At 55.0% G+C, this 16,774-nt stretch carries 13 protein-coding genes and 1 pseudogene; 9 read left to right on the forward strand and 5 right to left on the reverse strand.

Annotated elements, in window-relative coordinates; translation table 11 throughout:
• Positions 1 to 23 precede the first annotated feature (23 nt).
• The 3 genes and pseudogenes from ASD70_RS04165 to ASD70_RS04175 all read left to right on the forward strand — a co-directional run.
• A complete protein-coding gene (locus ASD70_RS04165; protein WP_177342310.1) occupies positions 24 to 383 on the forward strand; it encodes a hypothetical protein in 360 nt (119 codons plus the stop codon).
• A gap of 46 nt (positions 384 to 429) precedes the next feature.
• Positions 430 to 1,968, forward strand: a complete 1,539-nt coding sequence (locus ASD70_RS04170) for an IS3 family transposase (protein ID WP_039615185.1) — start codon at positions 430 to 432, stop codon at positions 1,966 to 1,968.
• 44 nt (positions 1,969 to 2,012) lie between these two features.
• Positions 2,013 to 2,318 (forward strand): annotated as a pseudogene (locus ASD70_RS04175) (tyrosine-type recombinase/integrase); the annotation flags it as partial.
• A 399-nt stretch (positions 2,319 to 2,717) separates the two neighbouring features.
• Here the strand turns inward: ASD70_RS04175 and ASD70_RS04180 are convergent.
• Positions 2,718 to 3,368 carry a HEPN domain-containing protein gene (locus ASD70_RS04180; RefSeq protein ID WP_017528813.1) on the reverse strand — a complete coding sequence of 217 codons (651 nt, stop codon included), beginning with the start codon at positions 3,366 to 3,368 and terminating at the stop codon, positions 2,718 to 2,720.
• A gap of 187 nt (positions 3,369 to 3,555) precedes the next feature.
• Here ASD70_RS04180 and ASD70_RS04185 point away from each other — a divergent pair, with 187 nt between their 5' ends.
• The 5 genes from ASD70_RS04185 (at position 3,556) to ASD70_RS04205 (ending at position 10,845) form a co-directional block, all read left to right on the forward strand.
• Positions 3,556 to 4,833 (forward strand): DUF445 domain-containing protein, encoded by a 1,278-nt coding sequence (locus ASD70_RS04185; protein WP_056845728.1) that lies wholly within the window; start codon positions 3,556 to 3,558, stop codon positions 4,831 to 4,833.
• Positions 4,834 to 4,935: 102 nt separating this feature from the next.
• Positions 4,936 to 7,026, forward strand: a complete 2,091-nt coding sequence (locus tag ASD70_RS04190; RefSeq protein WP_056845729.1) for a hypothetical protein — start codon at positions 4,936 to 4,938, stop codon at positions 7,024 to 7,026.
• On the forward strand, positions 7,019 to 8,908 hold the full coding sequence (locus ASD70_RS04195) for a dynamin family protein (RefSeq protein ID WP_056845730.1): 1,890 nt from the start codon (positions 7,019 to 7,021) through the stop codon (positions 8,906 to 8,908). The genes ASD70_RS04190 and ASD70_RS04195 overlap by 8 nt, the downstream gene beginning before the upstream one ends.
• On the forward strand, positions 8,908 to 9,537 hold the full coding sequence (locus tag ASD70_RS04200) for a hypothetical protein (protein WP_056845731.1): 630 nt from the start codon (positions 8,908 to 8,910) through the stop codon (positions 9,535 to 9,537). Before ASD70_RS04195 ends, ASD70_RS04200 begins: the two co-directional genes overlap by 1 nt.
• Positions 9,538 to 9,813: 276 nt before the next feature.
• Positions 9,814 to 10,845 (forward strand): helix-turn-helix transcriptional regulator, encoded by a 1,032-nt coding sequence (locus ASD70_RS04205; protein ID WP_032883475.1) that lies wholly within the window; start codon positions 9,814 to 9,816, stop codon positions 10,843 to 10,845.
• 344 nt (positions 10,846 to 11,189) lie between these two features.
• Here the strand turns inward: ASD70_RS04205 and ASD70_RS04210 are convergent, their stop codons facing one another.
• Positions 11,190 to 13,010 carry a cold shock domain-containing protein gene (locus tag ASD70_RS04210; RefSeq protein ID WP_056845732.1) on the reverse strand — a complete coding sequence of 607 codons (1,821 nt, stop codon included), beginning with the start codon at positions 13,008 to 13,010 and terminating at the stop codon, positions 11,190 to 11,192.
• Positions 13,011 to 13,348: 338 nt separating this feature from the next.
• On the opposite strand from ASD70_RS04210, the gene ASD70_RS28850 reads away from it, so the two are divergent.
• Positions 13,349 to 13,516, forward strand: a complete 168-nt coding sequence (locus tag ASD70_RS28850) for a hypothetical protein (RefSeq protein ID WP_017528820.1) — start codon at positions 13,349 to 13,351, stop codon at positions 13,514 to 13,516.
• Between the two features lie 550 nt (positions 13,517 to 14,066).
• Here the strand turns inward: ASD70_RS28850 and ASD70_RS04215 are convergent.
• From ASD70_RS04215 to ASD70_RS04225, 3 genes are read right to left on the reverse strand one after another with little or no spacing between them, the layout of a single operon-like run.
• Entirely contained in the window at positions 14,067 to 14,627 is a 561-nt protein-coding gene (locus ASD70_RS04215; protein ID WP_017528822.1) for a hypothetical protein, read from the reverse strand.
• Complete coding sequence (locus ASD70_RS04220) at positions 14,624 to 15,139, reverse strand: hypothetical protein (RefSeq protein ID WP_056845733.1); 516 nt, start codon at positions 15,137 to 15,139, stop codon at positions 14,624 to 14,626. The genes ASD70_RS04215 and ASD70_RS04220 overlap by 4 nt, the downstream gene beginning before the upstream one ends.
• Positions 15,140 to 15,174: 35 nt before the next feature.
• Positions 15,175 to 16,773, reverse strand: coding sequence for a nuclease domain-containing protein (locus ASD70_RS04225; protein ID WP_056845734.1), 1,599 nt, complete (start codon positions 16,771 to 16,773; stop codon positions 15,175 to 15,177).
• Position 16,774 lies beyond the last annotated feature (1 nt).

Genomic DNA, 16,774 nt, shown 5'->3' on the forward strand with positions numbered 1-16,774 from the left:
AGTCCCCAATAGAGAACGCGATATTGAACAAATCGGAAGCCCTGAATCTAGTGGAAACCACGTTCATCGAGATCCTGAAGGCCCACGACGTGTCGGCACTAAAGGACATGCTGACCACCAATCCAACGCTGAAAAAATGGCAAATGGACCGCAGCAAGTATCCTGAACTGCAGCTTGAGTTGACGGTCAAGGACATCGCTTCTCTGATGGCTGACAAGCTTGACGAGGATCTGCGCCTGCATGCTGACCTCAGCGTCCGACTTGAAACCCCCTTGGAAAAACTGCTCTACGCCCTCGCCTGGAAAAACGGCGACCTGCAGAAAGTGGCGCACATCATCAAGGGTGCAGCAGATGTCAGACTGTTGGCGCTGATGGAAAATTGACCCACCGGGGATGCGGCGGAAATCTTGGACTACCTGGAGGTAGTTCATTTATTCATACGAAGACCGTATCCGAGCGGTCAAGCTCTACATCAAACTGGGCAAGCGAACCGGGGCAACTATTCGTCAGTTGGGCTACCCGACGAAGAACTCTTTGAAGAGCTGGCACGCAGAGTATGAGCGATGCCTCGACCTGCCGCGTTGCTACGAGAACTCGAAGTCGAAGTACTCACCGGCCCAAAGGGAAAAGGCTGTCGAGCACTATCTCGAATACGGTCGCAACATCGCCGCTACCATCAAGGCGTTGGGCTACCCCGCGCGGGATTCTTTGCGTGCCTGGATTTACGAAATGCACCCCGAGTTGCATACGCGTGTTGTCAGTCGATCAGACGGGTTAGCCCGGCCGCCAGCGGTGAAGCAGGCAGCGGTCATCGCGCTGTGCACGCGAAAAGAAAGTGCGAAAGCCCTGGCTCAAAAGCTGGGCGTGTGCAGGCCGACCTTGTACAACTGGAAAAACCAGCTACTCGGCCCAGAGGTATCCCCATCCATGAAGTGTCGACTTGAACCCTCATCGTCACCGGAACGAGAGGAGTTGCAGCGGCAACTCGAATCTCTCCAGCTCGATGTTCGCCGTTTGCAGCTTGAACATGACCTGTTGATGAGGGCGAATGAACTCATAAAAAAAGAGACGGGCATCAACCGGCAAGTCCTGACCAATCGGGAGAAGACATTGCTGGCTGATGCCCTTAGGCATAGGTACTCCTTGCTAGAGCTGCTTGACGCGTTGGGCTTGGCCCGAAGCTCCTATTTCTATCATCGAGCCCGAATGCAGGTCGCGGAAAAGTACACCGAAGTGCGTCGTGCCATGGCGGACATATTCGAGCGCAATCATCGTTGCTATGGCTACCGTCGGATGCGAGCTTCGTTGAGCAGGCAGCGTGTGCGCCTTTCAGAGAAGGTGGTGCAGCGCTTGATGAAGCAGGAGTGCCTAGTCGTCGCCAAGCCGAAACGGCGTCGATACGGTTCCTACCTCGGGGAGATCAGTCCGGCGCCGGAAAACCTCCTCAACCGCGACTTCACGGCCCTAGCTCCGAATGAGAAATGGCTGACCGACATCTCGGAGTTCCAGATCCCGGCAGGCAAGGTGTACCTGTCCCCCATGATCGACTGCTTCGATGGGAAGGTAATCAGTTGGTCGATCGGCACGCGTCCCGACGCCGAGCTTGTGAACACGATGCTGGATGCAGCTATCGAAACGGTGGCCAGTAACGATAAACGGCCTGTTGTTCACTCCGATCGTGGCGCTCACTACCGCTGGCCCGGCTGGTTATCGCGCATCGCTGATGCGAAGCTGATTCGTTCGATGTCGCGCAAAGGCTGCTCACCAGACAACGCGGCTTGTGAAGGTTTCTTCGGCCGACTGAAAACGGAACTGTTCTATCCTCGCAACTGGCAGTCAACGAGCATCGAGCAGTTCATTCAGGCCTTGGATTCATACATTCGCTGGTACAACGAAAAACGTATAAAGATTTCCCTCGGCGCGCTCAGTCCCATTGAGTATCGTGAAAGCCTGGGCTTAGCGGCATAACCAGTCCAAGTTTTTGTCCGCATCCCCACTGGGTCAGTTTTCGGTCAGCAGCAACAAACATGGCCCTAAAACGTATGGGCTTTGAAGGGCGATTGGTGAGTCACGGCATGCGCTCCATCGCCAGCACCATCCTGAACGAGCAGGGATGGGACCCCGAGCTGATCGAGGTCGCGCTTGCTCATGTGGATAAGGACGAGGTTCGCAGCGCCTACAACCGGGCGGACTACATTGAACGCAGACGCCCCATGATGATCTGGTGGAGTGAACACATCCAGCAAGCCGCCACTGGCAGCTTGTCAGTCGCAGCCGTTCAGGGAACAAGAGGCATGAAAGTAGTATCGATGCGTTAGAACCTCGAACAAAGGCAGCGCAACTCAATGACGGAAAAATGCCGCAAGCGCGCTGCCAGAGCGGTAATAAAGCCCAATAACAATCATAACCTATTGAATTGTATACAGTTAACGTAGAAAGTGCGACGGTTACCCCACGCAGAGCTCTATGCCGTCAGGCGCTTTTATAACCACGCTTAGTATCTGGCAGATCCCGCCAAGATGATGGAGCAACGGGCTGACTTATTTGGGCATCTGGAAGCACAGGCCGCTCATGCTGACGGTACGAATGGCGGGAGACAACCCAGTGGCCGCTCACGCAAGCGGGGCCCAATTTAAACCGTGATACGGCGCAAGACATGGGTAGATATCTAGGCGCGGAACATGTTCCAGTGAGAAAAATGTTCAAAAAAAGAAGTACTAGGTCTTGACCACCGGGTAACAGGCATCGCCCCAGAGCGTGTGTGGGTTATCGAGCATCAACAGGATCACCAGCGGCACCAGTTTGCCGAGCAAGTTCGCACAATCGCGCAATTGCGCCCGGTTAACGCTGCCCTCCCAAGTCGCACCACCATGAATCAACTGATTGCGTAGGGTGTAAATGCGGTTAAACATCACCCCCAACACCTTCGCCGTATCACGGTTGGCCAGCGCCGACTGTGCACTGCGCTTGCCGCTCCGCAGACGCTCCTCCCACTCCACCTCAGTGATCTTGCCGTTCTGGAAGTCCCAGAAGCTCTGGAACACATATGGGTTATCCAACAGCGCACGGATACTCCCGGCGAACTCCGACCAAACAAGCTTTTCGATCAGGTTCCCGGTATCCAGCGTGCAGAGTTTTTGCAAAAAGCCCTTGAATGACTCCTGCTCGGACAACCGATACTGCTCATCAATATCCGTGGCATAGGCCGCATTAAAGGCAATCCATAAAAAAATAAAACGCCCGTCCACATCCTCAGCCTGCTCGGCACGGTTCAACCAGCTCAGAGCCCGGTGCACACGTAAAGCTAAATTCGGGTGATGAGCATCGCGTTCGATACGATGGCGGGTTTTGAGCGTCTGGTAATCCATTCCAGGATGTTCCTTGAGGCTGGTGAGAGAAAGCAGTGATAAGGCGAATTTTGTGGATTTCGCACACCGAATGCGACACATCTTGCCGCGGATGGCTTTAAGCTACCACTCATTCAGGATTTGGATCCATAGGCGGCTAGCCCTGGAGATTTTTTGCAGTTACGCCAACCCCACCAAGGACTCGTTAATGTTCAAACTCCACACGCCGCTAGCCCGGATGAAAGCAGTTGCCTCCGGATTGTTGTTGATGGCGGCTGCTCTCTACGTGACGGCGCTTGAACTTGCCCATGCGCAACCGGTATTCGCCGGCTACCTCAAGGCGTTTTCGGAAGCAGCGATGGTTGGCGCCATTGCCGACTGGTTCGCGGTCACAGCCCTGTTCCGACGTCCAGTCGGGTTGCCTATCCCGCACACCGCAATCATTCCGCGCAACAAGGCGCGCATCGGTGCCAACCTGGGCGAATTCATCTGCACGCACTTCCTCTCTCGCGAGCAGGTACTCGCCAAAGTCGGCGAATTCGACACCGCCAAGCGTCTTGCCGAGTGGCTCTCGAATCCCGCCCACGCCACCGCCTTTTCCAACCTCTCCCTGCGCCTGGCGGGTCACAGCGTCGGTGCTCTGCGCGACGAGCGCGTCAGCCAGTTTGTGCGTAGCACTGCCCTCGCACGCCTGGAACAAGTCGACCTGGCGTGTATCAGCGGCCAGCTACTTGAAGTACTGACCGACGACGGCAGAGCGCAAGAGGTGCTTGAAGGCGTGCTTGATCAGATCGATCTCATGATGCAAAGCGAAGCCACGCAAAAGCGCATCGCCGACCTGATCGCCGCAGAACTAGACATCCTGCGCTTCAACATTTTTGGCAAGGAAATATCCTTCAGCGGCGTGGCCGGCACCTGGACTTCCGACAAACTGGTCAAGCGTATTTCCACCGTGATCAGTGAAGTCAATGAAGACCCCGAGCACGAACTGCGCAAACACTTCGACGAGCAACTGCTCGCGCTTGTCGCCAAGCTCAAGGATGACCCGGCTTTTCGCCTGCGCGCCAGCCAACTACGCGCACAGCTCATCCTGCATCCGGCACTGCACAGCTACCTCACCGGCCTGGTCGACAGCGTGGTCGACTGGTTCGAAGCCGACATCCACAGCGACCAGTCCACCCTGCGGCAACAGCTGAACGCCGGCGTGCTCAAGCTGGGCGAAGCCCTGAGCGAAGACGCTGCCATGCAAAGCTGGATCAACGAACAAGTCCTCGCCCTCGCCGGGCCTATGGTCGAACGTTATCGAGCGCAGATCGGTGACTACATCCGCGAACGAATCGAACAGTGGAATGAGGAGGAGTTGGTGGAGCAACTGGAGGCGCACATGGGCAGGGACTTGCAGTTTATCCGGATCAACGGAACGCTGGTGGGTGGGTTGGTGGGTGTGCTGATCCATGTAGGGGCACAGGTTTTCGTACCTGGGTGATTACCGCGATGCATGCGCAGAACTTAAAGCTCATTAGTGGCCCGCCGATAACCTTCGGACTCGCCTGAAAAGCATCGCCGGTCAACCAAAAAGGATGATTAAGTGACCCCAGATCTGATCAAAAATCTTGAACACGCCGTTGCTGGCGTCCTGGATGTAGTAGCCGGCCTCGATAGCCGTTCGGCCCACCGCGCCACGCTGAAGTCGGTTTTGCGCAAATTGCGCATTACCCGCGAACTCTCCTCGCTGTATTACATCTGCGTTGCCGGCAGCCAGAGTGCGGGCAAGACGCGCCTGGTCAGGGAGCTTTACAACCTCAACGGTGAAGACGAGTGGCTGGTTGATAATCAGGGCCGTGGTGAACGAGTGCCGGTTTTTATCCTCGAGAAAGACGTCACGGCACCTTATGCCGTCGGAGTTCGTTACAAGCCCGGCGCTGATGGCCGTGAGGAAGAGACTCTCAACAAGGAAGATTTCCGCCGCATTATCAGCGCCTACGACGTCAACGACGATTACCTGTTCACCAAGCTGTATGTGCCGAAACGGTATTTTTCGGCGCAGAGTTTCGGTCTGGTCCTGTTACCCGGTTACGAGATGCTCAACCGCGAGAATGCCGAATGGCAGGGGTTGATGCGCCATACGCTGATCCACTCGCTGGGTAGCGTACTGGTAACCGACCGCACTCGAATTGCCGATAACGCCCAGATCAAAATTCTGGCTGACCTGAAATCCAGATACTTCCCCGACCGCAAACCGGTTATCGCCGTTACCAAAACAGAAGCGCTGGAAGGCCAGCAGATCGAGGACCTGACGGCGACGGTTGCCGATGTGTTCGAAGTACCGGGGCACGAACTTGATCGAATAGTCTGCACCGGCGTGGGAGATGACGATTACCGAAGGAAATGGACCCGCAACATCATAGACGTGGTAGGCAAGTACGCCTTGTCTTCTGCGGGCTCGGAAACCGTTCGGATCGAAGAGCTGGAACGCATCATCAATGATGAGCTGGACAATGTTTCTGCGGCGCTTCGCGACGAAGCCGCAGGCGAAGGTATCAACGAGCACTTGAAGGAGCGCCAGGTCGAGAAAGTTCGTGCCGCGTTCCGCAAAGCATCCGATCGCTATCGGCGCGGATACGCGAAAGAACTGCGAAACAACATGGTCGACTACGCCAGTCACACGATCAAGGTTGCGACTTCCAAGTACATCGAGGAAGAGGAAGGGCTGAAGGCCAAGCTGCGTCAGGCCGGTAATTTTCTGACGTTCCAGTCGGGTGAGCATGAACAGCGTTTTCAGGAGCGCATTGTCGACTGCTGGAACGGTGCGGACGATGACACCCGGTCACCGTTGATCAGTGACTATCGCGCCATCACCGACATGTCCCGCAAGGAACTTGATATTGAGCCGCCCGAAGAAGGGACGCTGGCACTGTCAGCCCAGCCGCTGCAAAACCTGATCGGCCACGGGACAACCATGGAGCAAATCCCAGACGAAAAACTCCTCACGCTTCGCCAAGACTTGCGCCTGTTGATGGGGCAAAACCTGAAAGACGAGGACAGCAGCGAGCTGAAACTGTTCAAGGGTGAGCAGCTCGAAGAGGTATTGCGACAGCTGCCTGCGATGACGATGGAATACGTTCGGATCAATCAGGCCATTGCGCTGCGCAATCCAGAGCTACTCAACAAAGAGCTGGCGAATTTTGATTTCAACGCGCTGCGAACGGAAATCGAAACCGAGCTGCCACAGGCTCAAAAAACCTTCGGACCGCTGATCAAGTCGATTGCCGCCATCATGGCGGTAGATGTTGCCATTGATGGGCAATTCGATGTTTTGAACACGATGACCGGTGGGGGCGCGGCGGCTGGCCTCGGCGGCACGCTTTCGATGGCGGCAGCGGGAGCCATCGCGTTTGGCTTTATCGCTTACAAAACGGCCAATCAGGTCCAGGCGTACGACGCCGCGAAAAAAGGCTTCATTCGGGAAAGCTTGATGCACTTTGCCGAATCGCACATCCAGAAAAGCCTCGAACTCTACGATGATCTGATGGAAAACCTCGATGACCGGATGACCAGGAACCTGCGCCTGGCTTATGGGCTGGGGAGTGAGTTGACCAAGCACGATTCGTTGACCCGCAACCTGCACCGCATGGACGTGGCTCGCACCAACGTCATCAAGGCGCTGGATCGTGGCTGATGTGTGGCTGAGAAAGTTTCGCCAGCGCAACGATTGGGCCCAGCAAGCCTATGATCGCTTCGTCGCCGAGGTGGACCCCGAGCTGGTCGGGGATTTCACCCGCTCGGAGCACATTACTGTGGTGGTCTACGGTACGACTCAGGTTGGCAAAACCACGCTGATTCTGGATCTGCTCGGCATTCGCAAGGATGCGTTGCCCGACGTTTCCGAGGTATTGCGAGGCGGGCAACGGCTGGGAAAATCGTCTACCGCCACACCAATTCGCTATGGCCGCTCCCCTGACGATCTTTGGTATTTGGGGGAGGACGCGACGGGCTTGAGCAATGACGACGCAGCGGAACGCTTCGGTGAAATTCGCGAGCAGGTGATGAATGGGACCACCTGCTCCTCGCCCCTCTTGAATGTCCGTATCCCGGGTCTGTTCTTCCAGCATGAAGCAGAGGGGGCGCTAAGCCTGGACCTGCGGCTGATCGACATCCCGGGGATCAATGCGATCAATGAGCATGAACAAATCGAAGTCAGGCGAATCGCCGAGCGATATGTCGCATCGGCTGATTTGATCCTGTTGGTAGCGCGCGCGGACAACCTGGGTTTTTTCCAACCCAATGCCCTCGATTTTGAGGCACTCAACGACTGGATGTTGCAACCCAGCCGGTTTCGCGTTGTGTTGACCTACACGTTTTCGCCGGCAAGTTTCCAGACCTGGTTCTGCAAGGCCGAGGACGCGAGCCCCCTTACAGTGCGCGATATCCAGCAGCACCATTACGATGAAATGTGCACCCACGATGAACGCCCACCTGCGGAGGTGCTCAAGCATATTTACCCGCTCGAGTTTGGTGATTCTCTCGAGAGTATGCGCAACCATTCGCAAGCGTACTTCGAGCGTGCAAGTCATGTAATTGAGGCATTACGCCGTGATTTGTTGGCCAGCGTCACGGACGCGGCCAGTCCGTATGCCCGACTGTGGTCTGCGTTTCGGGTGGGAGAATTCATCGAAGCCAAGGTCCAGCGCGAAAACGATGAATTCAACAACCGGCGGCCCCATCTGGAGTGCGCTATCTCCCGGGCACAGGATCGTGTGATTGAAGCGCAGACACAGTTAAGCGATGCAGCAGACGAACACCTGAGCGCGGAACGGCGGTACCGTCGTCATGAACGGCGTCTGAGGCATTTCAATCGGGATGCCTATGTGCCGCGATTGAAGCGCTACTTTACCTTCGACGTCGAACTCGCCCCCGGTGAAACCGTGCCCGTGCTCCGGCAAGCACTGAATGCGTTTCAGCTGCGTATTCGCCGCCATTGGAGCGACCTCTGGGACGGGTTGAAGGACTCTTCCGCCAAACTGGCTGTGGGTGATATGAGCCCGCCCTCTACCATAGCGTTGCGCGCGTTCGAGGCCAGGCTGGACGGATACTGGACCGACAGTTACTTGCTGAGCAGTAACTTTCAGACCGATGTTTCAGTGCTTCGAAACCAGGCAGGCATGGTGGGTTACACCTATGCCGAGGCGGCCAATCAGGCGCTGGGGGCGCGACTCAAAACCACACGGAACCACGCTGTTGAGCAAATGCGCAACAGTGAAACAATTCTCAAGGCAATGAAACTGGAAGTGCTGCGCCGTGAGCTCAACCTTAAGGAAACTGAAGGGCTGCTGCTGAACGCCGAACAGCAACATGCCCTCTTCAATGAGCGAATGGCACTAAGCCTGGTGCACGCCGTTAAATTCAAACAGTACATCTTTGAGGCATTCAGGACGGAGCTGAGCACCGTGCGCAGTGCGATTGCCCGACCCAGGAACAGCGTCGAGCAACTGTGTGATGCCTTTTATGGGCTGCTGCTGCCGTGCGAGCTCGACAAAATGCTTAAAGGAGATGAAAAGTGATGGACCGTACAACCCTCGACCCCGAGATCCAGCAGGCACGCGAAGAGCTTGGTCGTTTGCTCGACGACTTGATAAATCAACCTTTGGTTGAGGAGGCCCGGCGTCTTGCAAGCGACAACCTCGACCAGTTGAAAAGTGATATTCAAGCCCAGGGAGGTGGCCTGCGGCGACAAATCGATACCGGCTTCACCGCGACGAATGATGACCTTGGGGACGCAGTCGATAAGGTGCGGTCAGCCGTTTCGAAAATCGGTAACGACGTCCTCCAGGCGGCACAGAGTACCCAACTGCGCCTGGAAGGTATGGAGCAGTTACTGAACAGCCTCGATGCCGGGCTCGCGTCCAGTGAAGAGCGCCTGACCCGGTTGATGCAGGCGCAACTGCACCACAACGCCACCTCATTCAAAGCCATGACGGTACTGCTGAATACTCAACAGGCGGAGTACAGCCAGGCCATCGCCAGCGTCTCGCAGGAACTGGCGGGGGTGAAGGAAATTCTCTGCGCCGAGCGTGAAGACTTCCAGCGGACGCTACAGGAACAACGCTCTAGGTTTAAAACCCTGTTAGGGCTGTTACTGCTAACAGGTGTTGGTACCTCTTCCGTGCTGCTCAAACTGTTTCTTGGTTGACTACTTGCCTGCAGGGGTTTCAAGGCGAGCAGTTCAACCACCGGATTACACGCATCGCCCCATAAAGCGCGTTTAGGGCGTTTCAGCCGTTCGCTAGTGCCAACGAGCTGGCAGGAGCATCGCTGGCCAAGTTTCGACTGAAATCCACCGGGCAGCAGCGGTCTATGAGGGTTCACGCATTGACCACACCAAAGGTAGGTGGATTCACGCCGATAGACAGCTAAGAAGCTTACTCGCCAGCCAAAGGCCAGCTTTAACTCTACGAGGATGACCCTTTTGCCTTCAGCAAAGACTCACAGCGCCCTTAGTCGTCAGTGGGAGCTGTTGCAACAGCTCCCCAAACGCGCCCCGGGTATTACAGTCAGTGAATTGCTGACCCGTTTAGTTGCTGCTGGTTACTCTATCAGCCGCCGCAGCATCGAACGCGACTTGCGCGACCTATCCACAGTATTTCCACTGCAGTGCAACGATAGCGGTACGCCATTCGGTTGGTACTGGAAGCCAGGCGTGAGCGTCGAATTGCAGGGCATCACCCTGACCGAAGCCGTAAGTCTTTCGCTAGTCGAAGATGCCGTCCGCCCGCTGCTTCCGGGCAGTATGCTGAGCGTTCTGGAACCGCGCTTCGAGCACGCTCGGCAAAGACTCAAAGGCCTCAAAGATGGCAACCCCGCAGCCCGCTGGCCTGACAAGGTCGCCAGCGTTCGGCCGGATTTCAACCTTCGAGCCCCGGAAATTCGGGCAGAGACACTGGAGGCACTGCAGCACGCCCTAATCAGCGAGCAGCAGGTGCGCTGCCAATACTACTCGGCGCACAACAACAAACTCAGTGAACTGACCCTCAACCCCCTGGCCATTGTCCAGCGTGGCCTCGTAACCTATCTCATTGCTACCGCCGCGCCATACACTGATGTACGTCAGTTCGCAGTGCATCGCTTTCGAGCAGTAACGGGGCTCGATACGCCATGCCAAGGGCTGGAGTTGTTTGAGCTGAAAACATACCTTGCCACTGACGCTTTGCAATTTGGCAAACCGGAGAAGATTCGTTTCAAGGCTTGGCTGAGCGAACACCAGGCGCGATTGATTAGAGAGACACCATTAAGCACGGACATGGTGCTGGAAGCGCTGTCGGACGGTTTTCAGGTGCGGGCGACCCTAAACAATACGTGGCAACTGCACTGGTGGATTTTGTCGCTGGGTGATTCGTTGGTGGTGCAGGAACCGGCAGAGTTGCGCCAGCAGATGAGAGACACATTGCGGCGGGCGGCAGCAGCGTATGGGCACGAAGAAGACAAGGTGAGCTCTGTGTAATCCATCAGCCCAGTTGCCTGGACCCACTTAGCGAAGCACCAAAGGCATTGCTGTAGAGCGCTGCAATCGCCGTATGTGACGACTAAGGCAAAGCGGTGCGCGGCGGTATCCACTCCTGCGATGATTGAAGCATGGACGGCCAGGTATCACCCCTCAAGTTTGACCACTCGTTAATTCTTGCGGAATTGAACTCCACTTGACCACCCGTTTGCATTCGGCCTCACCAGTCATTTGCATTCGTTTTGACCATCGACTGCATCGGATTTGACTAGTACGCTTTCTAACCATGACCGGCAGAGAACGGCAAAAAACGGTCATCGAGTATCTACAAGAGCCCGGACCACTCACTTCCTATTTACAGGTCCGCAACTGTCGAGATAGAAGCGCTTGGATAATTTATCGGGAATAATGCTGAAATTACATTGCTGATTTTCGCACTTGGCATAGCGCTTATTCTTTCTTTTGTAGGAATCATACTCTTGTGATTCAAATAACTTGAGTGGTGATCCGCAGTCGGGACAAAGCCCGACTGGATTGCTTTTGGCGTGATCCGAGCAGCAGCTACCACAGCCTTTGCAAATGTAGCGGCCGCTACTGCACTTTGTTTTACAGTCTCGCGAGTCAATAATGTGGTAGCAGTCGTAGCCCATGCAGTGATTTATATAGTGACCAACCTGATGTTCTAGACAAGCCGCATTTGAGCATCTGAAGACCGTCAGACGATACGCCGGTGCCATATTCTTTTTTACCAGTCTGCCATTTTCTATTGCGGTATATTCAACTCGAGCGTATTGCAAGTCTGGAAGCATTAAGGATGAGCACTGACGACAATGAAGAGCCTTAAAAATCTCTCTCAGTCGATTGAGGTAGCCAGCAAGTTTGATGGGGAAATCACGGGTTGTCGGCTTTTTTTCGGTCAGATAGTTGATGCCGTAATGAGAGAACCAGTCATAAATGGTGAAGTCACAATAGTTTTTTGGCTCTGTAAGGCCAACCACTTTAGGGCGTGTGCACTCACGCCCCCGGCAAAGAAACATCTCTTGTTTTTCCCAATAAACTGCTTCACAGGAAAGCGATTGGTTGATCGTGCCACATGCAGGGAACAACTCAAGGATTTCGCTGACCTGCTGCGAAGGGTCAATTTTTCCGGATGAAATTGCCTCCCACAAACGTCCCATAAACAGGCTGTAAACGTTATCCAGCGGGTTGCCGGCCAAGATCAGGCTGAATATTTCTTTCAGTACGAAACTGCCAAGTTTCGATTGCAGGTGCTCATTGGTGTCGTACAGACTTATAAATTTCAGATCCTTTTCGTGCAGATACTTCTTGAATTGGTAGTAGCTGAAGATCGATCCGATAAGCGGATGCTTCATAATACCGCCACTGGGAAGCGTTTTATTTTTAATATACTGCGTCAGGTATTCCGGTAGCTTCACGGATTGGGAGTATATTTTGTTTACATACGAATCCATTGAGGCTCGCATGCTCTCTGAAAAGCTACCATCTTCGTCCACATCTTCAATGTAGCCAGCCAGCAGACAAAACATTCTAAGGTCTGGTGGGAAATTTCCGGCGGTGTTTTGTACAAGGCGCACAGCCTCCGCTTGCTCAAGGGCCTGCAGATGGTTTGCCATTTGCTCAGCGTGCTGGCCGATGTACGGTGTCGGTAGTGACGACCACTCGATGTCCCATAACGGTTTTATGAGGCCTTTAGCTTCAAGGAACTCGATATTCTGCCGCCACTCGCGTTTCCAACGAAGTATGGTCAGCAGTTTCTTCAGGCCAACCCTATCTATGAGTTCTTGAGCGTTAGGGCCTGTGGCGGAGCTTAAATCAGCACTGATCCTTGATGTTATGAATTCACTTATTGCTTCTGCGACGGACGTTTTGGGTCCACTAGTGATTTTTTCAAGCAGTTCAAGTTGCTTATCGCGGGGCACGTCAGTCAAGGCATTGGCGTTATTGGCGGACCATTTGCCTTTGTGCTCTTCCAGCTCAAAATAAACAAGCTGACTCTCGACAGGCTTGCCATGACCAAGCCATTGACTTTGATGAAGGAACACATCTCTACCGGATACGCCCTCCAAAAAACCAAATTTGTTCTCAGCGTCTTTGGCTTTATTGTAACCACCAAACCATTTCACAACTCCCGCGCTTGCTGACATTGCTTTACTCCGAAGTCCCGCCGGTTACTGCGTATGCTCCACTATTCCTCTCAACGCCACGCCACACAAGAGGGGGGCTGAATTGCCCTTGATTCTGTAGACACAAATGACTGGCAGCTATGGGGCGCTCTCTCCCGGTCGTGTCCGCGAAGTATGCTGGTCAAATCCGATGCAAATGACTGGTCAGGCCGAATGCAAATGGGTGGGCAAGTCTGTGCAATTACCCAATTCTGACCAAGAGTTAAAGCTCTGCCTGCGGTGACACCGTCTTGTTGCCAACGCGTTCACGGCGCCCCCTCATCGATAAAGGCGCACCTGTACGGCCGAGCAGGCATCTAATGCACACTGCCCAAGCCCCGAGCCTCGAGAATCATGTGGTCAAGCAGTGCGAGCATGTCGTCGACATCAATTTCCTGGAACCGGCCATTCGTATCCTGATCAAGGATCATGGCGGCGAATTCTTCGCTGTACTCGACCACTGCCTCAGCTTCAACCTCCGCGAGTGATCGGTCATCCGGGTGACTGTCAGTTTCATCGTTACGCATCGCGAACCTCGCAACTAGATGGGGCTTCAGTTGAATGGTTGCACCAGCTTGGCTTTAAAAATCTCCAGCCCCGTCGCAGGCCGGACATCCAGGTCGACGTGCTGGCATGAAGGGCAAGCCGAGAACCAATCTTTGCCCTCACGCAGCGCATCGCTGGGTGGCACCGTTGTTTTATGCCAGTGGCATTGAGGGCAAGTGAATGTGAAGGGATGGGGCGGCCAGGGCATAGAGATAACCTGTTAGTCTTGCATTTAATGGAGTAGTGGACACCGTACTGTGTCAGGCCGAATCACCGGCGCGCTTGTCCAGTTCCTGTTTCATCTCGCTGTATTCACGAAAGAACTCAAAGCCCTTTTTTACAACGACGATGACGCCAATAATTGCGAACAGATTTTTCATGCTGCGGTCCCTTATGATTGGCTGATGAGGCGAGCATGAGGGAGCAGCGCGACAAGACGTGTCGTGATCGGATGATCCGTCTGTGTTTTGCTGACTACTGCCCCCTGCCGCCCTACTCCTGCAAGAGCGCTTTTACCAATCGATAAGCCTCAGGCAACGCCATCTTCCCGCCTTCGACCGCCTCGATCAGCCGCAGCGCCTTATCTGCACTGATGACATCTTTCTCGATCACCTCGCGAAGTGACGAAATAAACCCGGACTTATCCAACAGCGTGACAGCCCCCATGCGCTCCTTGGCTTCCATCTCAGCCAACCGCTCCTGATAGACCAGCAACAACTCCTGCTTGCGGCCCTCTGACATCGCACCTCCGCGAATCCAGCGCGAGACGCCGTAGGCCAGAACGCCACCGGCTGCCGCAGCGCCTAGTGCCCAGCCAAGTGGTGTCGCAGCCACGGCAGTGACACCTACCCAACCGGCGGCCGTGGTGAGGACCGGAATACTGGTCGCTCCCGCGATACTTGCCACAGTGCCTGCTGCAGCGGCACCGAGGCCGATACCGAGCGTGCTAATGCCCACCTCGCCCAGGATGCGTACACGGTCGTGGGGTGACCGTTCAAGCTCATCGATGACCTTGAGTAGCTGCTTTTTGCTGACCTTCGGCTGCCGACTCATGATGCTTTCGCCGATGCCAGTTCAGCCATGACAAGCTGGAGAGTCTCAATGAACAGATCAAAGTACGTCCGAGCGATTTCGATCAGGTTCAGTGGAAGCTCCAGTAGATTCACACCTGAACCGTTCCCGGTCGGTTGCTTATCGCTTTGATGACCGGAGACCGCGATAGTCAGGCCAAGCAGTGCACCCAAGGGCGCCAATATCGAACCGAGCAACGGAATCGCGGCAACCAGCGAAGCAATAGCCGCACCCAATACGGTGCCAATGGCCAAGCCCTTATGCGCCGTGATGAATTCGCGCAACTTCATCACGATCAGCTTGCCGATGGAGACAACCTTGTTACCTATACGCTGAGTCACGTTCACCAGCTCTTTGAGTCTTACAGCGATTTCGGGCGACAGACCGCATTCACGCAACCAGATATAAAGATCGCTGCTGGCCATGGAATCACTTTCGGCTTGCATGAGTGCAAGCTCAAACTCCGCTTCAGCCATTGAAATGATTTTCGTCATCGCGCTTCCTTTTTCAGTGTTACGTAAATTTCAGTTCAGTTGCTCAGGATTGCGGCCATAGGAAGCTCCGCTGACTCTGAATCTGTGCAGCCCCTTACAAAGGGTTTTAACACCGCCTGCAATCCATTGTGTTCAACGCTCAGCACCGCGACGCCAACACCATTGGCTTTCTGGTATGTCATCGTCTCCAACAACGGAGCACCTCCGGCGCGAGGCACCAGCAAGATCGATAAATCCGGTTTGCATCCCTTCCAGCGCAAGCAGTCGCGGTACAAGTGCGCAGACACCATGCCCTCCAGCACCCACTTGCGCTCAACCCGATACTTGGCGTCCATCACAATGAACGAGCTCCCCGCCGGGCTTTCCACGGTGACAACAATGTCGGGGTAGCGCTCCCCGGAAATGCTGGAAAAACCGTTGCTGGCTGGCTGGTCGAACGCTGGGCAACGTACCTGTAGTAAGACATTGACCTGTGTGTCGGTACTCCGTCCTTCACAACGTACGACGTCCATGCGTGAACCGGGCCAAAGATCACGCCACTGCAGGTCTGGATAAATCGACTTCATCATGGCCACCACCTGGAGGTAGCACCAACGCTCATATATCTCCCACGTCGGGCTGATCCACAAGCGCTCTCCCTCGCTACTGCCGTCAATACCAGGACGCAGCACGTACCATCCATGGCGATAAGCCCGAGCGTAAGCGGGATGAGCGGAAATCGCGTTGAGCCCGGCTGCAGAAATTCGAGGCTGAAGGAGGGAACAGAACGGTTCCTTGCGTTGAATCCTACGAAGGTCACTGTGCAAGCCTTCGAGGAACTCAATCCGCCGTCCAAGCCGAGGGGTCAACGCGGAGCGAGCACCCGTGTTGCCCTCCCCCTCAATGATCTTCTGCAACGCGGCAATGACGTGACGGCTACGTCGCAGGGTTTCGCCAAGGACAACAGCCAACGCCTGATTGGCTGGATTATCCAGGTCTTCGAACACAGTGGGCACATCAAAGTGCAACACCTCATCACTGGCATTGGCCTGTTCGAGGTTATAGAGCAACGCCGTCGCCGCAGGGTCTTGCAAGGCACGACACAAAGTCTGGCGATCAATACGACGCATTTGGTGCGCTGGCCGTAATGTGCGCTCTCGGTGCAACCGTGTAAGCGGCTTGCGCAAGACCTCGGTAAACGCCGATATCAACGCCGGACCATAACGTTTCAGCCGTGCATATTGCAGGTGCGGGTTGCTGGTTCGTCCCTCACGACCCACCTCCAATTGGGCGTACTCATTGCCCAACAGCAACCGTGTATCGAAGGCAAGGAGTTCGTCGAGCATCGCGGCAAACGACGTCTCGCCGAGCTTGTTTTGATCTGGAGCCACATCAAAGTGGTAGGTCGCCAAGACTTTGCCGCCGGTATCAACCAACTCAGCGATGACTTTGCCCGCATAAAAACCCGGCTCCCATCGCCACGCGTCAAATGCCTCATGGCGCGAGGCCTCCAACGGCTCATCATCAACAAACAAGCGCGACTCGGGGACAATCTCGAAATAATAAGTGCCGCGCTCCATGAACCCCGAAGCCAACGCTTCGGGGTTGACCGTGAACGTGTTGCCTTGTTTATCGATGCATCGGATAATCGCCATT

The organism is Pseudomonas sp. Root569 (assembly GCF_001427465.1).
GTDB classification, from domain to species: Bacteria; Pseudomonadota; Gammaproteobacteria; order Pseudomonadales; family Pseudomonadaceae; genus Aquipseudomonas; species Aquipseudomonas synxantha.